The 18938-nt window shown below is 46.7% G+C and carries 9 protein-coding genes and 2 pseudogenes; 8 read left to right on the forward strand and 3 right to left on the reverse strand.

What is annotated here, in order from left to right; translation table 11 throughout:
* Positions 1-90: 90 nt before the first annotated feature.
* Positions 91-1245, reverse strand: coding sequence for a quinone-dependent dihydroorotate dehydrogenase (locus ACJV7B_RS05175; protein ID WP_419389120.1), 1155 nt, complete (start codon positions 1243-1245; stop codon positions 91-93).
* 175 nt (positions 1246-1420) lie between these two features.
* Here ACJV7B_RS05175 and ACJV7B_RS05180 point away from each other — a divergent pair, with 175 nt between their 5' ends.
* On the forward strand, positions 1421-2278 hold the full coding sequence (locus tag ACJV7B_RS05180) for a DeoR/GlpR family DNA-binding transcription regulator (RefSeq protein WP_308581680.1): 858 nt from the start codon (positions 1421-1423) through the stop codon (positions 2276-2278).
* Between the two features lie 89 nt (positions 2279-2367).
* Here ACJV7B_RS05180 and ACJV7B_RS05185 read toward each other — a convergent pair whose 3' ends face one another.
* The gene (locus ACJV7B_RS05185; RefSeq protein ID WP_410314637.1) at positions 2368-3168 is read right to left on the reverse strand and encodes a peptide ABC transporter permease; all 801 of its coding nucleotides are present in this window, start codon (positions 3166-3168) and stop codon (positions 2368-2370) included.
* A gap of 31 nt (positions 3169-3199) precedes the next feature.
* The gene (locus ACJV7B_RS05190; protein WP_419389121.1) at positions 3200-3889 is read right to left on the reverse strand and encodes a tRNA (cytidine(34)-2'-O)-methyltransferase; all 690 of its coding nucleotides are present in this window, start codon (positions 3887-3889) and stop codon (positions 3200-3202) included.
* 673 nt (positions 3890-4562) lie between these two features.
* On the opposite strand from ACJV7B_RS05190, the gene rpoB reads away from it, so the two are divergent.
* The 7 genes and pseudogenes from rpoB (at position 4563) to ACJV7B_RS05225 (ending at position 18827) form a co-directional block, all read left to right on the forward strand.
* Positions 4563-8111, forward strand: coding sequence for a DNA-directed RNA polymerase subunit beta (gene rpoB / locus ACJV7B_RS05195; protein WP_032841565.1), 3549 nt, complete (start codon positions 4563-4565; stop codon positions 8109-8111).
* An 82-nt stretch (positions 8112-8193) separates the two neighbouring features.
* On the forward strand, positions 8194-12213 hold the full coding sequence (locus ACJV7B_RS05200; protein ID WP_116794299.1) for a DNA-directed RNA polymerase subunit beta': 4020 nt from the start codon (positions 8194-8196) through the stop codon (positions 12211-12213).
* Between the two features lie 434 nt (positions 12214-12647).
* A pseudogene (locus tag ACJV7B_RS05205) lies at positions 12648-13731 on the forward strand (ORF6N domain-containing protein).
* A 256-nt stretch (positions 13732-13987) separates the two neighbouring features.
* A pseudogene (locus tag ACJV7B_RS05210) lies at positions 13988-14104 on the forward strand (type II toxin-antitoxin system RelE/ParE family toxin); the annotation flags it as partial.
* Entirely contained in the window at positions 14104-14463 is a 360-nt protein-coding gene (locus ACJV7B_RS05215) for a helix-turn-helix domain-containing protein (RefSeq protein WP_419389122.1), read from the forward strand. The pseudogene ACJV7B_RS05210 and the gene ACJV7B_RS05215, both read left to right, overlap by 1 nt.
* 595 nt (positions 14464-15058) lie before the next feature.
* Complete coding sequence (locus ACJV7B_RS05220) at positions 15059-16825, forward strand: SpaH/EbpB family LPXTG-anchored major pilin (protein WP_419389123.1); 1767 nt, start codon at positions 15059-15061, stop codon at positions 16823-16825.
* An 844-nt stretch (positions 16826-17669) separates the two neighbouring features.
* Positions 17670-18827 (forward strand): class C sortase, encoded by a 1158-nt coding sequence (locus ACJV7B_RS05225; RefSeq protein ID WP_419389128.1) that lies wholly within the window; start codon positions 17670-17672, stop codon positions 18825-18827.
* Positions 18828-18938: the final 111 nt, after the last annotated feature.

Raw genomic sequence — 18938 nt, forward strand, 5'->3', positions numbered from 1 at the left:
CATGCCTACTCAACGCTGCGCTGTTTTGGTTGGAATTACGCAAAAAAACGGCATAAACTACTCGCGACTGGGTAGTTTATGCCGTCACTTTTAGTCTAAATCTGCTCCAACAGCGTCGGAAACATGCTCGAATCCGTCTCGCTTCAAAAGATCCGCAAGTCCGCGCTTTAGTGTCGTAATCTGCTGCGGTCCTCTGTACATAAGAGACGTAATAAACATAACCAAATCCGCTCCAGCGCGAATCTTTTCGTATGCTTGCTTTGGTGTAAAGACGCCGCCAATTCCAGCAATAGCAAAACGATTACCAAAAGCTTTGCGCGTGCGACGAATAAGTTCGTTGCTTGCCTGGTAGGTAGGACCTCCAGAAAGTGCGCCTTGCCAATCTGCTGGAACGTCAAGTCCGGAGCGGTTCTTCTGCAAGTTCGCAATACTTACGCCATCAACCTTATGTTCGGCAAGAACATCTAGAAGCGACTTAAACTGCTCCCATCCTCCCGGCAAATTAAGCGGCATTTTAACAAGCGTTGGCTGAGGTCGCTTAATAGTATCAAGATCGCTAAAAAGTTTATCCAGCGCTTCCGGCTCTCTAAAAGGTTCACCTACGCGAGTATTTGGGCAGGAAATATTCACCTCAATAATCGAGCTACGTCCAGCCGCGCGCTCCATAGAAATGTGATAATCTTCAATGCCTTCGTTTAAGTCGCCAACTAAATCGTCGTTTGTGCGAGCAATTGAAATAGACATATTCATTGATTTAGCTTTAGTCCACGCTTTTTCTGCACGCGCAACAACCGCTTCGCTGCCGTCGTTTGCCAAACCTGCGTGTACCAAAATAGAGTCGTATTGCGGAAGACGATGATACCAAGGCTTCTGATTTCCTTCGCAAGGACGGCTTGTAGTTGAGCCAACTGTTTCAAAACCAAAGCCGGCATTGTCTAGCACGGTTGCCATTTGGCAGTTTTTATCTAATCCAGCGCTTAAGCCGAACGGGTTCGCAAAATCCAATCCCATAACATTAGTTTCAAGAACAGGATCCGTGTAGTTAAGCATTGTTCGAAGAAGCCACATAAGACCCGGCGTATTTTCGCTGAATTTGCAGAAGTCAATCATGCGTTCGTGAGCTTCGTCAGGCGGAATGTTGAACACAAAATGTGGTTTTATTACATGCTTGTAGGAGAAAGTGAACAAATCAGTCGTGGCTTTATTGACGACATTGTGCAATGAATTTTCAGAAACGTAATGCATATCTATATATTAAGGCATTATTTGTGCGTTTACCACCCTAATGCGCGTTCGTTTTTGTGCGATTTATTACAAAAATAAGATTTGAATGCGGGTAAATGTGCGTTCTTTTCGTTTTTACGCCCCAAAACGCTCAATTGCGTTTGTTTTTTGCGTATACTTGTGCGATAATGTTCGTATGATTTCTTCGCAGCGTCAACATTTGATTTTAAGCCGTCTTCGCACGCGTGGTGCAGTTCGTATTACCGCGCTATCTAAAGAGCTGAATGTTTCTGCAATGACAGTTCGCAGGGATATTGCCGAGCTTTCCGATCGAGGGCTTTTGAAGCGAGTTCACGGCGGCGCTGTAACTACTAACACTTTGCTTTCTGAGCCACTGTTTTCTGTGAAATCGCAGATGGATATTGGTTTGAAGGATGCTATTGCGCGCTTGGCTGTGGACTATGTTTCTCCGGGGGATGTTATTGCTATTGGCGGCGGCACAACGGCTTACGTGTTTGCGCAGCATTTGCTGGAGTCGCGTAGGGCTTCTGGAATTACGATTTTGACTAATTCGATTCCTGTTGCCGAGCTTGTGCAGGCGTTGGAGTCGAAGGATGTTGAGGTTATTGTAACCGGTGGCGTGATTACGCGCTCCAACTCGCTGGTTGGCCCTATTGCAGATAAAGTTGTGGCTTCGCTTCGAGTGAATACCGTGTTTCTTGGAACGCACTCTGTGTCTCTTCCTCGAGGATTCCTTATGCCGAACTCTTTGGAAGCGGCTACGGATATGGCTTTAATGGATATTGCTGACCGCACGATTATTTTGACGGATCACACTAAATGGAGCTGCACGTCGCTTTCGCTGTTTGCGCGTTTTGATCAGGTTGATACTGTTATTACTGACGATGGTTTGGATGCAGATTCGCAGCTTCGCACGCGAGAGCTTGTTAAGGATTTGGTTTTGGCTCCTGTTTGTGACGATCGTGAAATTCTTAATTCCGCTTCAGATTCTGCGGATTTTGATTTAGCACATAATTCTGTGGACGAAGACTGATGTGAATTATTGCGTGAAGTTTTGCGTGAAGCTGTAATACGCTTTTGCTTACCGCACGCTTTTTTCTTACTGCATGCTTGATGCAATACTTATCGCACGTTTACAAAAAGCGGTTCGCTATGCAATCCTGCAACGCGCTTATGCTCAACTCTAAGAACATAAGTTCCGCGATCTACCTTCGGCAAATCCTCGTCTGCAGTGCAGCCTTTTCCTGCATTCGTGTTGGTATTCCAGGTAATCTTCTTTTCAAAATGATCGCCCTTAGCCATAAGAAGCGGTTTTAAAGCAGTATCGCAAGTGTCTGAACGCCACACTGCGTTGGATAAGTAGTTGCTGCTATTTGCGTCTTTAGAGTCTTTTGCATCTTTACCATTTTTGCTATCTTTGCTATCTTTTGCGTCATCATTCGACTTACTAACAGCATCGCTACTGTTTACAGACAGCACAGAATTCATGTCGGAAGCATCAATAAGACACGAAGTATTTCCTTCATATACAAAACGCTCAGTAAGCTCAACGCTACCGCCCATCGGAACGTTTTGAGATTTCACAGAAAGCTCAATATTAATATCGTGCGCAGTGCATCGGGGAGTGAGACCAACCGGGCGCGGCTCAGGCACGGATTTTCTAGAAACATCAACTTCATGCCCTGCAATCGCTCCGCCAACTGCAGCAAGTCCCTTACCTAAGCTAATGACGCAAAATATTGCCAGCGACACAATCAAAAAAAGCACTACACACACAAAAACGCGTCTGCGAAAATACATTTTTTGCTGCGACGTGCTCATTTTTTTGCCGGATTTACGCAATTTACTGCGATTAAATATGGCGCTCGCTTTGCGCTGCACCTGTCGCTTTATTTTGCGCTGTATTCCGGATGGTGTGAACATATTATCCATTGTAATGCATAGTTTGATGTGCTTACTTGCCGCCGGCGAAACCGAGCTGTCTCCACGCTTCGTACACTGCAATAGAAGCGCAATTTGTAAGATTTAAGCTACGAAGCGAAGGTCGCATTGGAAGACGAACCTGCTCTGCCACATGCGGGCCTGCCATAACATCCATCGGATCCGGAATATCTCCAGGTTCTGGACCAAAAAGCAGAATATCGTTCGGCTTGTACTCAATTTCAGTGTAAAGTTTCGTAGCATTTGCGGTAAAAGCAATAATTCGCGAATTAGGCATCGACTCAACTAAATTCTCAAAATTCGGGTGCAAAACAACGTGAGCCATATCGTGATAATCCAAGCCTGCGCGACGCAATTTAGTATCGTGCAAATTAAAACCGAGCGGCTCAACCAAGTGCAATATAGTGCCAGTTACAGCGCAAAGACGAATTGCGGAACCGGTATTTCCTGGAATACGAGGGGAGTAGAAGCAAAGATGAGGCGTGTGCGTTTCTGCTCGCGCGGCATCGTCTGCGCTGAGCATGGCGTCCATAACGCTAATTGGATTTCCATGAGCGTCGGTTACAAGCTCGTCCGGACCGTAGTTTGACTTGCGGTATCCGTACTCGTACATTTGCTCTACGCGGCTTGCGGCGGCTTTGTGCGCGTCGGTTTGCTCTTCGGTTTTTGCCGCTGCTTCTTGCGTATTCTCGCTGTTATCCATTCTATTCCTTAGCTTTTAAGTATTCCTTACGTAACTTCGTAATCGTAACGTATTTAGTTTACTCGCAACTTGTATCGTTTGCCGTTGCGCGGGTTTTGTGTAATCCTACTTAATGTTGCGCGAGTTTTAGGGGATTTCTCTCCTCGCACGTCCCGTCCTTCGGGCGCTCTGGCTGTTAAAGACGTTTAGTGTGTTCGCCTTTCTTAAAGAATGTAGCTTCTCAGTCCTCTTTTAGTGCTCGTAAAGAAATCCCCCAAACTCTGCATGCTAATTCGTTAATAACCGTGCCAATCGCAGAGATTTTTCGATTTTTCTTCTTCGCTCGACGAATCAGCAGCCTTCGGCTCTGACGTTCGCCTCGCTCAGTGCGAAAAATCTCAAATCTCACCACACGAATATTCGTTCCACTGAAGTAGAGAATATTAAGCATCCAAAAAATTGCAAGCGCTAGAGCAGACTTTTTTATTAATAAGGAAGTCTGGAGCTTTCGCTAGAATAGACAGTCTGTGTAAGGTGTGTCATATAGCGGGCATGCTCATGGAACCGAAGAAGGCGCCCGCGAATCAAAATATGCTTAAATAAGCACCAAATTTGCCGCGATTTTCTTCAGTTTTCAAATATTGATATTAACTAGCGAGTGATAAAGGAACGTCCATTGGCTGCTGAACAAGCTATGACGAGCACCACGAAAGTCATCGCACGTGCTGACGAGCATGATATTAAACTGCACAAAGCGTCAGATCGTGTGAATTTTGGCTCCATTTGTGAGCCTATTGATGTGCCATACCTCCTCGGCGTGCAAACCGACAGCTTTGATTGGTTGATCGGCTCTGAGCGCTGGAAGAAGCGCGTCGCTGAAGACGAGGCAAACGGAACTCACACCGTGCCTCATGTTTCCGGTCTTGACGAAGTCTTCCAGGAGATTTCCCCAATCGAGAACTTTGCTGAGACAATGAGCCTCACATTCTCCGACCCATACTTTGAAGAGCCACGCCACACTGTGCTCGAGTGCAAGGAAAAGGATTACACCTATTCTGCTCCACTTTATGTGAACGCTGAGTTTGAAAACGGCGAAACTGGCGAAATTAAGAGCCAGACTGTTTTCATGGGTGATTTCCCACTTCAAACTCCTCACGGCACCTTCATTATTGGCGGAACCGAGCGAGTAATCGTTTCTCAGCTTGTGCGCTCCCCAGGCGTGTACTTCGACCGTGCGCAAGATCGCACTTCCGACAAGGATGTTTTCGGTGCGAAAATTATCCCAAGCCGAGGCGCATGGTTGGAATTTGAGATCGACAAGCGCGACGTTTTAGGCGTTCGCGTAGACCGAAAGCGTAAGCAGTCCGCAATCGTATTCCTTATGGCAATCGGCATGACGAAAGACGAAATTGCCGAAGCTTTCCAAGGATATCCTCTTGTTTTGGATGCGCTCGCAAAAGAGCCTATCGATACGCAAGACGATGCACTTACCGACTTGTATCGTAAGATTCGCCCGGCTGACACTGCAACTCCAGAAGCTGGCCGCAATCTTCTCGATTCCTTCTACTTCAACACAAAGCGTTACGATTTGGCTCGCGTTGGTCGCTATAAGATCAACCGCAAGCTTGGTCTCGAAGCAGACTACAGTGATCGCAGCTTGAACCGCGAAGATATTATCGCCACTATCAAGTATTTGGTAACCTTACACGCAGGCGAAAAAACCTTCCCAGGTAAGCGCGACGGTCAAGACGTGCAGTTGCGTGTTGACGTTGACGATATTGATCATTTCGGCAACCGTCGTATTCGTCAGGTTGGAGAGCTTGTGCAGAATCAGCTTCGTACCGGCTTAAGCCGCATGGAGCGCGTTGTGCGCGAACGTATGACAACTCAGGATGCGGAAGCAATTACTCCACAGTCCTTGATTAACATTCGTCCAGTAAACGCAACTATTAAGGAATTCTTCGGAACTTCCCAGCTCAGCCAGTTTATGGATCAAAACAATCCATTGGCAGGCGTTACGAACAAGCGTCGTCTTTCCGCACTCGGCCCTGGTGGTCTTTCTCGCGATCGCGCTTCCATGGAAGTTCGAGACGTGCACCCATCCCACTTCGGACGTATGTGCCCAATCGAATCCCCAGAAGGTCCAAACATCGGTCTTATCGGTTCTTTGGCAACCTTCGGACGCATCAACCCATTCGGCTTCATCGAAACCCCATACCGCAAGGTTGTTAACGGTCACGTAACTAACGAAGTCGAATACATGACTGCAGACCGTGAAGCTGAGCACGTTATTGCTCAGGCAAACCAGGAACTCGACGAAAACGGCAACTTCGTTGGCACTCAGGCACTTGCCCGCGTGGACGAAGAAGAAGCAGTCGATGTGCCTGTAAGCACTGTAGATTACATGGACGTTTCCCCACGCCAGATGGTTTCCCTCGGCGCTTCCTTGATTCCATTCTTGGAGCACGACGAAGGCCACCGTGCTTTGATGGGTACGAACATGCAGCGTCAGGCTGTGCCGCTTATTAAGTCCGAGCGACCACTTGTTGGTACTGGCTCTGAATGGCGTGCAGCAGTTGATTCTGGCGACGTAATCTTGGCAGAAAAGCCAGGTGTTGTAACCTACGTTTCTGCAGATATTATTCGCGTTATGAACGACGATGGAACTCAGTCCAGCTACAAGCTTTCTAAGTTCCAGCGTTCTAACCAGACTACTTGCTACAACCAGGTGCCACTTATTAAAGATGGCGAGCGTGTTGAAGCTGGTACTGTTTTGGCAGATGGTCCTGCAACCGAAAAGGGTGAACTTGCATTGGGTAAGAATTTGCTCGTTGCATTCATGCCTTGGAACGGTTACAACTACGAGGATGCTGTGATTATTTCCCAGCGTCTTGTGCAAGACGATACGCTTTCTTCTATTCATATTGAAGAATACGAAATCGATGCTCGCGAAACCAAGCTTGGTTCCGAAGAGATTACTCGCGATCTTCCAAACGTTGGCGAAGATGCGATTGCAAATCTCGACGAGCGTGGCATTATTCGCATCGGTGCTGAAGTTGAAGCCGGCGACATTTTGGTTGGTAAGGTAACTCCTAAGGGTGAAACCGAGCTTACTCCAGAAGAGCGTTTGCTCCGCGCAATCTTCGGCGAAAAGAGCCGCGAAGTGCGCGATACTTCTTTGCGCGTGCCACACGGCGAAACCGGTACTGTTATTGCAGTTAAGGAAATCACTCGTGAAGACGCTGAAGACGACGGCGACGAGCTTCCAAACGGCGTGAACCAAATGATTCGCGTCTACATCGCTCAGCATCGTAAGATTACGCAAGGCGATAAGCTTTCCGGCCGCCACGGCAACAAGGGTGTTATTTCCCGCATTTTGCCAGAAGAAGATATGCCATTCTTGGCTGATGGTACTCCAGTTGACATCATGCTTAACCCGTTGGGCGTGCCTTCTCGAATGAACTTGGGCCAGGTGCTCGAGCTTCACTTGGGTTGGATTGCTCACGCTGGCTGGGATATTAACTTGGATCCAGACCTTGAGGCTGCTTGGAAGAAGTACGTGCCGCAGGGCGCTGAGCATGGCGATCCATGCACTCCAGTTGCAACCCCAGTATTCGACGGCGTTCGCCCAGAAACTTTGAAGGGCTTGCTTTCTACAACGCTCGCAAATCGCGATGGTGAAAAGCTTGTTGGCTCTGACGGCAAAGCAACTTTGTTCGACGGTCGCACTGGCGAGCCATTCCCGAAGCCAATTTCTGTGGGCTACATGTACATTTTGAAGCTGCATCATTTGGTTGATGATAAGATTCACGCTCGTTCCACTGGTCCTTACTCCATGATTACCCAGCAGCCGTTGGGTGGTAAGGCTCAGTTCGGCGGCCAGCGCTTCGGCGAAATGGAAGTGTGGGCGCTCGAGGCTTACGGTGCTGCTTACACATTGCACGAAATGATGACCACGAAGTCTGATGACGTCGACGGTCGCGTGCGAGTGTATGGCGCTATTGTTAAGGGCGATAACCTCCCACCAGCAGGCATTCCTGAATCCTTCAAGGTGTTGCTTAAGGAAATGCAGTCGCTTTCCCTTAATGTTGAAGTGTTGAACGCTGAAGGCGTTGCAATCGACATGAAGGATGAAGAGGACGACCCAGTTTCATCTTCCGACGATCTTGGCTTCAATATTGGCGCTCGACCAGATTCGTCCGCCAAGGAAGACCAGATTGCTGTTGAACCTGAATACCAGTGATTCGGTAACCGATTCGGTAACGAACACACTTTAAGAAATTAAGAAACATTAGAAAACAATTTCATGAGACAGGACGATAAGAGTGCTGGACGTCAACGCATTTGACAAACTGAGGATTGGACTGGCCACCGCCGAAGATATCCGTAGCTGGAGCCACGGCGAAGTAAAGAAGCCAGAAACCATTAATTACCGTACCCTAAAGCCAGAGAAGGACGGTCTGTTCGGTGAGCAGATCTTCGGTCCAACTCGCGACTGGGAGTGCGCGTGCGGCAAGTATAAGCGCGTGCGCTTTAAGGGAATCGTGTGCGAGCGATGCGGTGTAGAAGTTACCCGCAGCCGCGTTCGCCGCGAACGCATGGGTCATATTGAGCTTGCAGCTCCGGTAACACACATTTGGTTCTTCAAAGGTGTGCCAAGCCGTTTGGGCTACTTGCTCGACATTGCACCTAAGGATCTTGAAAAAGTAATCTACTTCGCAGCCTACATGGTTACGAAAGTCGACGAAGAGCAGCGTCATCAAGATCTTCCAGATTTGCAAGACGAATTCGATACTGAAATCGGCAATCTTCGCAAGCGTCGCGATAACGAAATCGAAGCGCGCGCTAAGAAGGTTGAAGAAGACTTGCACGAGCTGGAAGAATCTGGCGACGGTAAGGGTGCTGCAAAATCTAAGTTGCGCGCTAGTGCAGAACGCGAAATGTCTGCTATTCGCACTCGCTACGACGAGCAGATTCAGCGTTTGAACGCCGTGTTTGACCGCTTCAAGGGCTTGCGTGCCGGAGACATGGAAGGCGACGTTGACTTGTGGCGCGAGATGGAAGATCGCTACGGCGACTACTTCGAAGGCTGCATGGGTGCTGAAGCTATTAAGAAGCGTTTGCAGGACTTCGATTTGAAGTCTGCCGCAGAAGAGCTTCGCGCAGAAATCGACAACGGAACCGGTCAGCGCAAGGCTCGCGCTTTGAAGCGACTGAAGGTTGTAAACGCATTCTTGACTACTGGAAACAAGCCAGAAGCTATGGTTTTGGACGTAATTCCAGTAATCCCACCAGATTTGCGACCAATGGTTCAGCTTGATGGTGGTCGTTTCGCAACTTCCGATTTGAACGATTTGTACCGTCGCGTAATCAACCGTAACAACCGTTTGAAGCGACTTATTGAGCTCGGCGCTCCTGAAATCATGCTTAATAACGAAAAGCGCATGCTTCAGGAAGCAGTCGACTCGCTCTTCGACAACGGTCGCCGCGGACGCCCAGTAACCGGCGCATCCAACCGACCATTAAAGTCGCTTTCCGACATGCTTAAGGGTAAGCAAGGCCGATTCCGCCAGAACTTGCTCGGTAAGCGTGTTGATTATTCCGGACGTTCCGTAATCGTCGTTGGCCCAAGCCTTCGCATGCATCAGTGCGGTTTGCCAAAGCCAATGGCATTGGAGCTTTTCAAGCCGTTCGTTATTAAGCGTTTGGTAGATCAGGGCTTCGCTCAGAATATGAAGAGCGCAAAGCGTTTGGTTGACCGCGGCGACTCCGAAGTTTGGGGCGTGCTTGAGGAAGTTATTTCCGAGCATCCTGTGCTTCTTAACCGCGCACCTACACTTCACCGCTTGGGTATTCAAGCATTCGAGCCAATTTTGGTTGAAGGTAAAGCAATCCACCTGCCACCACTTGCCTGCGCAGCATTCAACGCAGACTTCGATGGTGACCAGATGGCAGTGCATCTTCCGCTTTCTGCAGAAGCTCAGGCTGAAGCGCGCACTTTGATGATGGCTTCCGACAATATCTTGAAGCCAGCAGACGGTCACACCGTTACAATGCCTTCTCAGGATATGATTTTGGGTCTTTACTACTTGTCTACCGTAATTGAGGGAGCCAAGGGTCAAGGCCGAGTCTTCTCCTCGCTTGCTGAAGCTGAAATGGCTCTCGACAAGCATGAGATTGACATGCAAGCTAAGGTGCTGATTCGCGTTCCTGCAGACTTCGTTTTGCCAAAGAATTGGGAGCCTTCCGAGCTTAAGGTTGTTGATCCTGAGCCAGGCAGCCCAGACGTTGTGCGCGAAGAGCGTTTTAAGGACGGAACTGTACTGTTTGCAACTTCTTGTGGACGCATTTTGTTCAACGGAACTTTGCCAGTCGACTATCCGTTCGTAAACGAGCAGGTGCCGAAGGGCGTGCTTTCTAAGATTGTCGACGAAATCGCAACCCGCTATTCTACAGCTCAAGTTGCTGCAACACTCGACGCTTTGAAGGATCTCGGCTTTACTCGCGCTCCATGGTCTGGCGTAACAATGGCATTCTCCGACATTGTTCTTCCTCCAAATCGCGAGCAAATTGCGCAAGATTACGAGGATCAGGCTGCAAAAATCAACTCCCAGTACGATATGGGTCTTCTTACCGATGAAGAGCGTCGTCAAGAGTTGATTAACTTGTGGACTGAATGCACCGACAAGGTTGCAGACGCAATGCGCGAAAACTTCCACGACGACAACAACGTGAACATCATGGTTCAGTCTGGCGCACGTGGTAACTGGATGCAGATTCGTCAGATTGCTGGTATGCGAGGCCTCGTGGCAAACCCTAAGGGTGAGATTATTCCTCGACCTGTTAAGTCAAACTACCGCGATGGTCTGTCCGTGTTGGAGTACTTCATCTCCCAGCACGGCGCTCGTAAGGGTCTGGCAGATACCGCACTTCGTACGGCAGAATCTGGCTACTTGACTCGTCGTCTTGTGGACGTTTCGCAGGAAGTAATCGTGCGTGAAGAAGATTGCGGCACTAAGCGCGGTCTTATGATGAAGATTGCTGATCGCGACGAAAACGGCAATTTGACGCTTGTTAAGGCTGCTGACGGTGGTCCATACTCGCGCTTGCTTGCTGCAGATGTTCTCGATCCTGCCGACGGCACAACAGTTTTGGCAAAGTGTGGAGATGCGCTTTCTATGGACGTTTTGCGTGATTTGGTTGCGCATGGCGTTGAGGAAGTTAAGGCGCGTTCTGTGCTTACTTGCGAATCTAAGCGCGGCGTTTGCGCAAAGTGCTACGGCTGGTCCTTGGCTACGAGCCGACTCGTGGATGTTGGCGAGGCTGTTGGTATTGTGGCAGCACAGTCCATTGGTGAGCCTGGTACGCAGCTTACGCTTCGTTCCTTCCACTCTGGTGGTGTTGCTTCGGCTTCCGATATTACGCAGGGTCTTCCTCGTGTTACGGAGCTTTTCGAGGCTCGTACTCCTAAGGGTGAGGCTCCAATCGCTGAGTTCCCAGGCGTTGTGAAGGTTGAGGATACCGACCACGGCCGTCAGGTGACTTTGACTCCAGACGACACTACGGTTGAGCCAATCGTTTACCCTGTGACGCGTCGTGCGCCAATGCTTGTAAAGGATGGCGAGCATGTTGACGTTGGTACGCAGCTGATTGAAGGTTCTGTGGATCCTAAGAAGATTCTTCGAATCCTTGGTCCTCGTGCGGCTCAGGTGAATATTGTGGAAGAAGTTCACAACGTTTACCGTTCTCAGGGCGTTGATATTCACGACAAGCACATTGAAGTTATTGTGCACCAGATGCTTCGCCGTATTACGGTGATTGATTCTGGTGACACTGAGCTTCTTCCTGGTGAGCTTGTGGATCAGGCAAAGTTCCGCGAGGCAAACTTGGCTGCTGTTAAGAACGGTGGCAAGCCTGCTGCTGGTCGACCAGAGCTTATGGGTATTACCAAGGCTTCTTTGGCTACGGATTCTTGGCTTTCTGCCGCATCCTTCCAGGAGACTACGCGCGTGCTTACTGAGGCCGCCTTGAGCCAGAAGGAAGATGACCTTAAGGGCTTGAAGGAGAACGTTATTATCGGTAAGCTCATCCCAGCTGGTACTGGTTTGGCGCGTTATCGCAACGCTAACGTTGAGCCGGATCCTCAGGTGCGCGACTCCATTTACCCTAACTTCGGTTTGGGTGGTGCGGATAGCACGCCTTCGAACTTCGGTGAGAGCGATATGGGCGATGTTGACTTCTCCAACATTGATTTTGGCGACATGAAGCTCGGCGACGACTTTAATCCAGATGACTTCCTTGATGATCAAGGCGGTCAGGGCGATTATGGCGACGAAGCTGAGTGATTGCGATAATCTGATATAAATTGGGGCTTCAAGCTTTCGGGCTTGAAGCTCCTTTTTGTTACTGGCGCAGTTGGTGTTCTGCGCGCGTGTCTCTTGCGTAATCTTACGTAACTACTTATTTTCGTGCGTTCAATACCTTTTTCGTGCGCTCAATACCTTTTATCCACAATGCGTTAATCTGATTGCGAAATTATTGTCAAGTCGAATAACCTCAGTCGTATGATTGCAGCAAATACTAGTACTATCAGCATGGTTTCAAGCGCTGAACAAGAGCATCGATGCATCATACCTATTAATTCAGCTCAAAGACTAATAAATCTACGCACGATGTTGTTTATTTGTTACTGGCGCAGTTGATTTAAAAAAGTTACGCAGTAAAAGTTACGCAGTGCGTGGCGGATTGGAAAAGATATTTAGATAATGTTGGGGGCATTATGGCAGAAGAGAATAAAGAGATTGTTGTAATAGATGGAACTACGCTTAAAAGTAAGATTCACTATATAAGAAATCAAAAAGTTATGCTTGATTCGGATTTAGCTGAAATTTATGGTTATGAGACAAAAATGTTTAATAGACAGGTCAAAAGGAATATTGAAAAATTTGATGACGATTTTATGTTCCAATTAACCGATGAGGAAGTATCTGAACTTTCAAGGTACCATTTTGGCACCTTGAACGATGGGCAAGTATCTGAACTTTCAAGGTCGCATTTTGCGACCTTGAACAAAGCGCAAGGTAGAGGCAGTAATATTAAATACAAGCCCTACGCCTTTACAGAACAGGGAATCTATATGCTTATGACCGTATTAAGGGGAGAGCTGGCAGTTAAGCAAAGTAAGGCTTTAATACGAATGTTTAAGCAGATGAAAGATTTCATTATTGAAAATAGAGACTTTCTTAGCTCAAAAGAAATGGCGCAACTGTTATTGCAAACAAGTCAAAATACAAATTACATAATGCAGCATTCAAAAGAAATAGCAAATATAAATGATAAAATTAGCACCTTTGCAACAAAAGAAGATCTGAAAAAGGTAATGGATAATTTTATAGATAGTAACACCTACAAGCATTTTCTTTTGCTGAATGGAGATAAGATAGAAGCAGATGTTGCCTATACAAAAATATATAAGTCAGCAAAGAAAAGCATCTATGTTATAGATAATTATATAGGGCTTAAAACTTTGGAACTTTTAAGGGCTGCAAGAGATAACGTGCAAATCATAGTTTTTAGCGATAATGTAAGAAATAAAGATATGCTTACGAAAAATATTTTTAGATGATTTTAGAAAAGACTATCCTAATATAGATTTGAATTTGAAGATAGCTGATAAAAAATACCATGATAGATATATTGCAATAGACTTTGGGGCAGAAAATGAGGCCTTTTATCTTTGTGGAGCATCATCAAAGGATGCAGGAAATAAAATATCAAGTATTACCAGGATAGAAGAATCGTCGAAGGATATGTATCATACAATGTTTGCTGGAATGTTAAACAATAAGAATTTGAAAATTTAATACACAGAGAACAAAGTAGATAGTTGTATGAGCTTTAAGCAAGACGGTAGAAATAAAAATCTATCGTCTTTTTAATTACTGCAAATTAGAGAACGCGTGTGTTCTGCGTTAGTGGCTGATTTTGGTTGTTTTGGGACATGCGTGCAGATTGGCGACTGCGTTAGTAACGTATGGTTGCTTGTTTTGACAAGATGTATACAAGAGATTATGCTATATATAACATAAACAGGGGGTTGGGGAATCGTTTGATGCGAATAAAATTATTGTTGTCACCAATGGGTTTGTTAAAAAGCAGCAGAAAACTCCGCGTAGTGAAATATTGGTAGCTATGCAGAGAAGGGCTGAATATTTTAATAGAAAGATAGGCTTGTGATGAAAAAGCAAGAGTTGCAGGGAATGCAAGTAGGGCAGGGAACGAGTGCAGTACAGGAAACGCGAATGAATGATTTGCATGAACTTACGGACGAGCTTATGAAGGATCCTGAATTCAAGAAAGAGTATGATGCGCTTCAGCCGGAAAGAGACTTGACTATGTCGCTTGTGATGGCTAGGAAAAAGGCTGGTTTGACTCAGGCTGAGCTGTCGGAGAAGACGGGTATAAGTCAGTCTGATATTAGCAGGTTGGAAAATGGTTCGAGGAATCCGACTATTGCTCTTTTGAATCGTATTGCAAATGCTTTGAATGCGACTTGCAGGATTGAGTTTGTGCCGAATACGCGACTACATGCTTGAGCGTTGCGATTTAACATGTGAGTTACCTCGCATTTGTGGACTTAGTGCGTGCGTAACGCTCGCGCGGGTAACGCGCTCGCTACTGAGCTTGCGTGGAAAGCCCACTGGACTTTCCGCATTGAGCAAGCGCTACCGCATTAGTGTATCGAGAAGCGCGCTGTGCTGCTTCTCGATACTCTAATGCGACACGCCGTATTTGGTTTTGAGAAAAAAATAAAAACGCACAAAAAGCGACTGAGCTAGTAATTTGTCACCCCCAAACCCATTGATTTTTAACGATTTTTGTACCGGGGGGGGGGGTAGATGCTCAGAAATATAAACATTTGACTATGTTATACTTCACGTTATTTTTCGTCTAATTATCAGCTATTATTGTATTTACTCATGGTTGAGCGTTATCGCACAATTGCGAAAAATAGCTGAATGATGAAGGTTGAAGTTGTATTCTGCATTCGCATCGTGTGTTTACAGTCGTGCGTCTGCGTTGATGCAGTTGTTACAACATTATAATCTTTTTTGTTTGGTCTACGATCGGCCTTTTTGAGTCTAAATAAAGAGAATAAGACGATTAATTGATTTATTGAAGAGAGGGAATATGCGTCTAAAGACTTTAAAGTTAAAACGCGCTGTTGCCGTATTAGCCGCGACCTGCACACTCGGAACGTGCTGCGTTGCAGGCTCCATTGCCTGGGCTGCTGGTCCAGAGAGTACTCCTGCTGAAGGTGAAAACACAGCAAATATTAAATCTGGCCAAGCTACTTCTATTACCATTTACAAGTATGAAGGTCCTGAGAGTCAGACTAAGAATAATGGTAAAGAGCAGACTATTCCATCTAAGCAACTACCAATTTCAGGCGTGAAGTTCAAGCTCACTCGTGTTGTTAAAAATGATGGTTCTGCCATTGATTTGTCCAATACGGCTGGCTGGGAAGCAATTAAAAATCTTAATGTTGAGAATAAGACTGCTGCTCAGGCTTTGAAAGATGCAGGGTTGAAGGCTTCTGATACTTTCACAGAACAAACAACTTGTGCTAGTGGTGAGCAAGGTTGCGATAAGCCAGGTTCTACAACATTCAACCTTGACAAAACATACGGCTTGTACTTGGTAGAAGAAGACTTGGCTAATAGTGCGCCTAAGAAAGATGGCCAGCCTATTAAGGTTACTAAGCAAGTTAACCCATTCCTTGTAACGGTTCCTCTTCCAGATACGCAGACTCACACCTGGATTTACAATTTAAAGATTTATCCAAAGAATGATGTCAGCACCAACAAGGTAGAGAAGAAAGCTCAAGCTGCGCCAAATCAGCCGTTCATCGATGGCGCTAAGACAACAATGGGCTGGGATATTTCCATTCCACTTACTGCTATCAAAGATGGTGGCACAACTTATAACAATGTTTCCTTCACTGATCCAATTAACACAGACTTCTTGAACTATAACAGTGTTAAAGATCTTAAGGTTACTAATAAAGAGGGCAACGCCTCTGATACTTTAGTGGCGACGGATTATGAAGTTGAAGGATATTCTTCAATTGGTGATAATCCAACTAAGGTAGATTTAACTAAACCTGAGAACCTCAAGACCGTCAAGTGGATTCGTGTTAAGCTCACTGCATCCGGTCTGACTAAGGCTTCTGCCAAAGTTGGCGGTAAACTTACAGCAACAGTTGTAACAACAGTTATTGCTCCTGGAAATATTAAGAACTTTATAAACACTGATGTGGATGGAGTTGCAACCGGTGATGGAGATAAAACTCCAGGCTGTGTTCCAACTAAGGATCAGCCATGCGAAACTCCAGGTAATCCTACTCACGAAGGTGAAGACACCACTAATTTCGCTACTCTCAACATCAATAAGATTGGCTTGAGTGATAACGATAAGAAGGATAATGGTAAGCCTTTGGAAGGTGCAGTGTTCAAGGTTTATAAAGCTGCTGACGGTAAGAAGGTAGAAGAACTTAAAGGTAAGACAGTTGCTGATGCTGGCAATGGTTTAGTAAGCGATGAAAGCAAAGTTCGTACAATGGCTGCGACCGGTAAAGACGGTAAGGCTTCTGACTCCTTCTTCGTTGGTAATGGCGATAATATTTCGCACGTTTATTGCGCAGTTGAGACTAAAGCTCCAGATGGATTCAAACTTGATAATACGCTTCATTGCGTGAATCTCACTGCTGGAACTAATGCAAACAACACTTTGCAGATTGATAACGCTAGAGCCACCGAGCTTGACAAGATTCTTGGCAACTTGCCAATGACCGGTGCTCGCGGCTTGGTGATTTTGACGGTTTGCGGCATTGTTGGCATCGCTGGCACGCTCTTCTACATTGTGATGAAGCGTCGCAAGGAGCAGGAACAGGAATAAAACTCGATCGGCTGGCTGAGTGACTTAGTTGGCTGAGTGGCTTGAACAATTGTTCAGCTGATTTGCTCTGCCGGTTGCGCAGTTTGGTTTCGAAACAAGCTGCGCAACCGGTTTGAGCGGATTAGTTGTGCAGTTATTCAGTTGTGTGGATATTCGTGTGGTGAGATTTGAGGTTTTCGCACTGAGTGAGGGATGCTCGCGCGCTTTGACCGAGCTTGAAATCAATGGGATTTCAAGCTCCGTCAAAGCATGATTTGGCATTTAAAGCACACCATGCTTCACATGTTAAATCAGCCGAACGGCTATGCTGTGATGAATATGCGCGAAAGCAGGTCTGAGCGCAAACGCCGGAAATCTCCGTCAAATGTTTCCGAAGCTTTGCAGTTTTGCTCTGCTGACGTTGTTTCCGAAGCTTTGCACCAATGCTTCTGCGAAAAGTGGTTTTGTAGCTTTGCACCAATGCTCTGCAGACGCTGATTCTTGTTGATCAGCGAACACTAGCATTAGCGCTGCTGCACACACCACACCAAGCACACAAACCACGCACCCACCCGCAGCTTAGTTGCGCAACTTTAGTTGCACTTAGTAAGCCGCGCACTTTCGTAACAAACTTAACGAGTCTATTAGTTTTGTGTTGTTGTTTAGTATGTTGAGAGGCTGGAAAAATTGTGTTCAGCAATAAAAGAGGACTGAGGAAGCAACATTGTTAAAAATAGGCGAACACGGCAAAATACTTTAACAGTTAAAGCGACGAAGGACGGGGCTTGCGCAAACACAAATTTTCCAGCCTCGTCAAGCTCAAAGAACAAGAACATCAGTCAAAACTCATAGACGATACTCAAAAATATCGAAAATAAACTCGCGCAACAAAGCCAAAAAGTGGCACTTCTCTAAGTCCTGCATAATCCCCGCTTTGCTGTTGCTCGCGTCGTTTGCGTCGCTTATTTATCCGCATGCCGCCATGTGGCTGAGTCAGTATCACATGTCGGAGGTTGCGGCTGAGTACGCGAAGCTTATTACGCATGCGGTTCCTGCTCCGCACGAGCAGTTGCGCCGCGCGCGCGAGTACAATCAGAAGCTTTCGTCTGGCGCTATTTACGAAGCGAATACGAATATTCCAACTTCGCATGGAGAAACGTCGGATGCTAGTCAGGACTATTGGGATCAGTTAAAAGCTAACGATGATGGCCTTATGGCTCGTCTTCGTATTAAGAAGATTGATCTTGATTTGCCGGTTTATCACGGCACGGAGGATGCCACTCTTCTGAAGGGTCTTGGCCATTTGCGTGGAACTTCGCTTCCGGTTGGCGGCAAGGGCACGCGCTCGGTTATAACCGGCCACCGTGGTCTTGCTAGTGCGGAAATGTTCACGCGTCTTGACGAAATCGTTAAGGGTGACACTTTTACGATTGAGGTTTTCGACGAGATTCTTACCTATAAGGTAGTTGACAAAATCGTTGTGAACCCGGACGAGACGAAGAAGATTGCGGCTGTGCCTGGCAAGGATTTGGTGACGCTGATTACTTGCACGCCTCTAGGCATTAACACGCAGCGCATTTTGGTGACTGGTGAGCGAGTTGTGCCAACACCTGCGGCGGATAAGTCGCTTCGTGGCAAGAAGCCGGATGTTCCGCGATTCCCGTGGTGGGTTTTGGGCTGCTTTGGAAGCCTGTGCGTGGTGGGCGGCTACATTTGGTGGGCTGGTCTGCCGGTTAAGAAGAAAAAGAAGGAAGACGAAGAGGATAGCGAGAAAGATAAGAAGGAAGATAGTGCGAAGGATAGGGAAGAGGATAGTGCTGCAAGTAGCGCGAAAGATAACGCAAGTAGCGCAGTAACTAGCGCTGTACGCAGAGAAAATCTTGCGCGCGAGGAAGCTAGGGCGATTGCGAATCGGCCAAAAAAGAGGCCGAAGGTCAAAAAGTCTAGCTCGCGTAAGAAACGTAAGAGGGGCAGTCACGGCGAAAAGACGTTCGACTGGCTTATAAACATTCTCGGTTTATAAGCGATTGCGTATAGCAGCAAAACTGAACACTAAAACTTAAAAACTAAAGCTTAACAACAAAACTTAATATCAAAACTTAAAAACAAACTTACGTTGCCGCGAGGCTACGTA

It is taken from the genome of Gardnerella bretellae (genome assembly GCF_048545135.1).
Lineage (GTDB): Bacteria > Actinomycetota > Actinomycetes > Actinomycetales > Bifidobacteriaceae > Bifidobacterium > Bifidobacterium greenwoodii.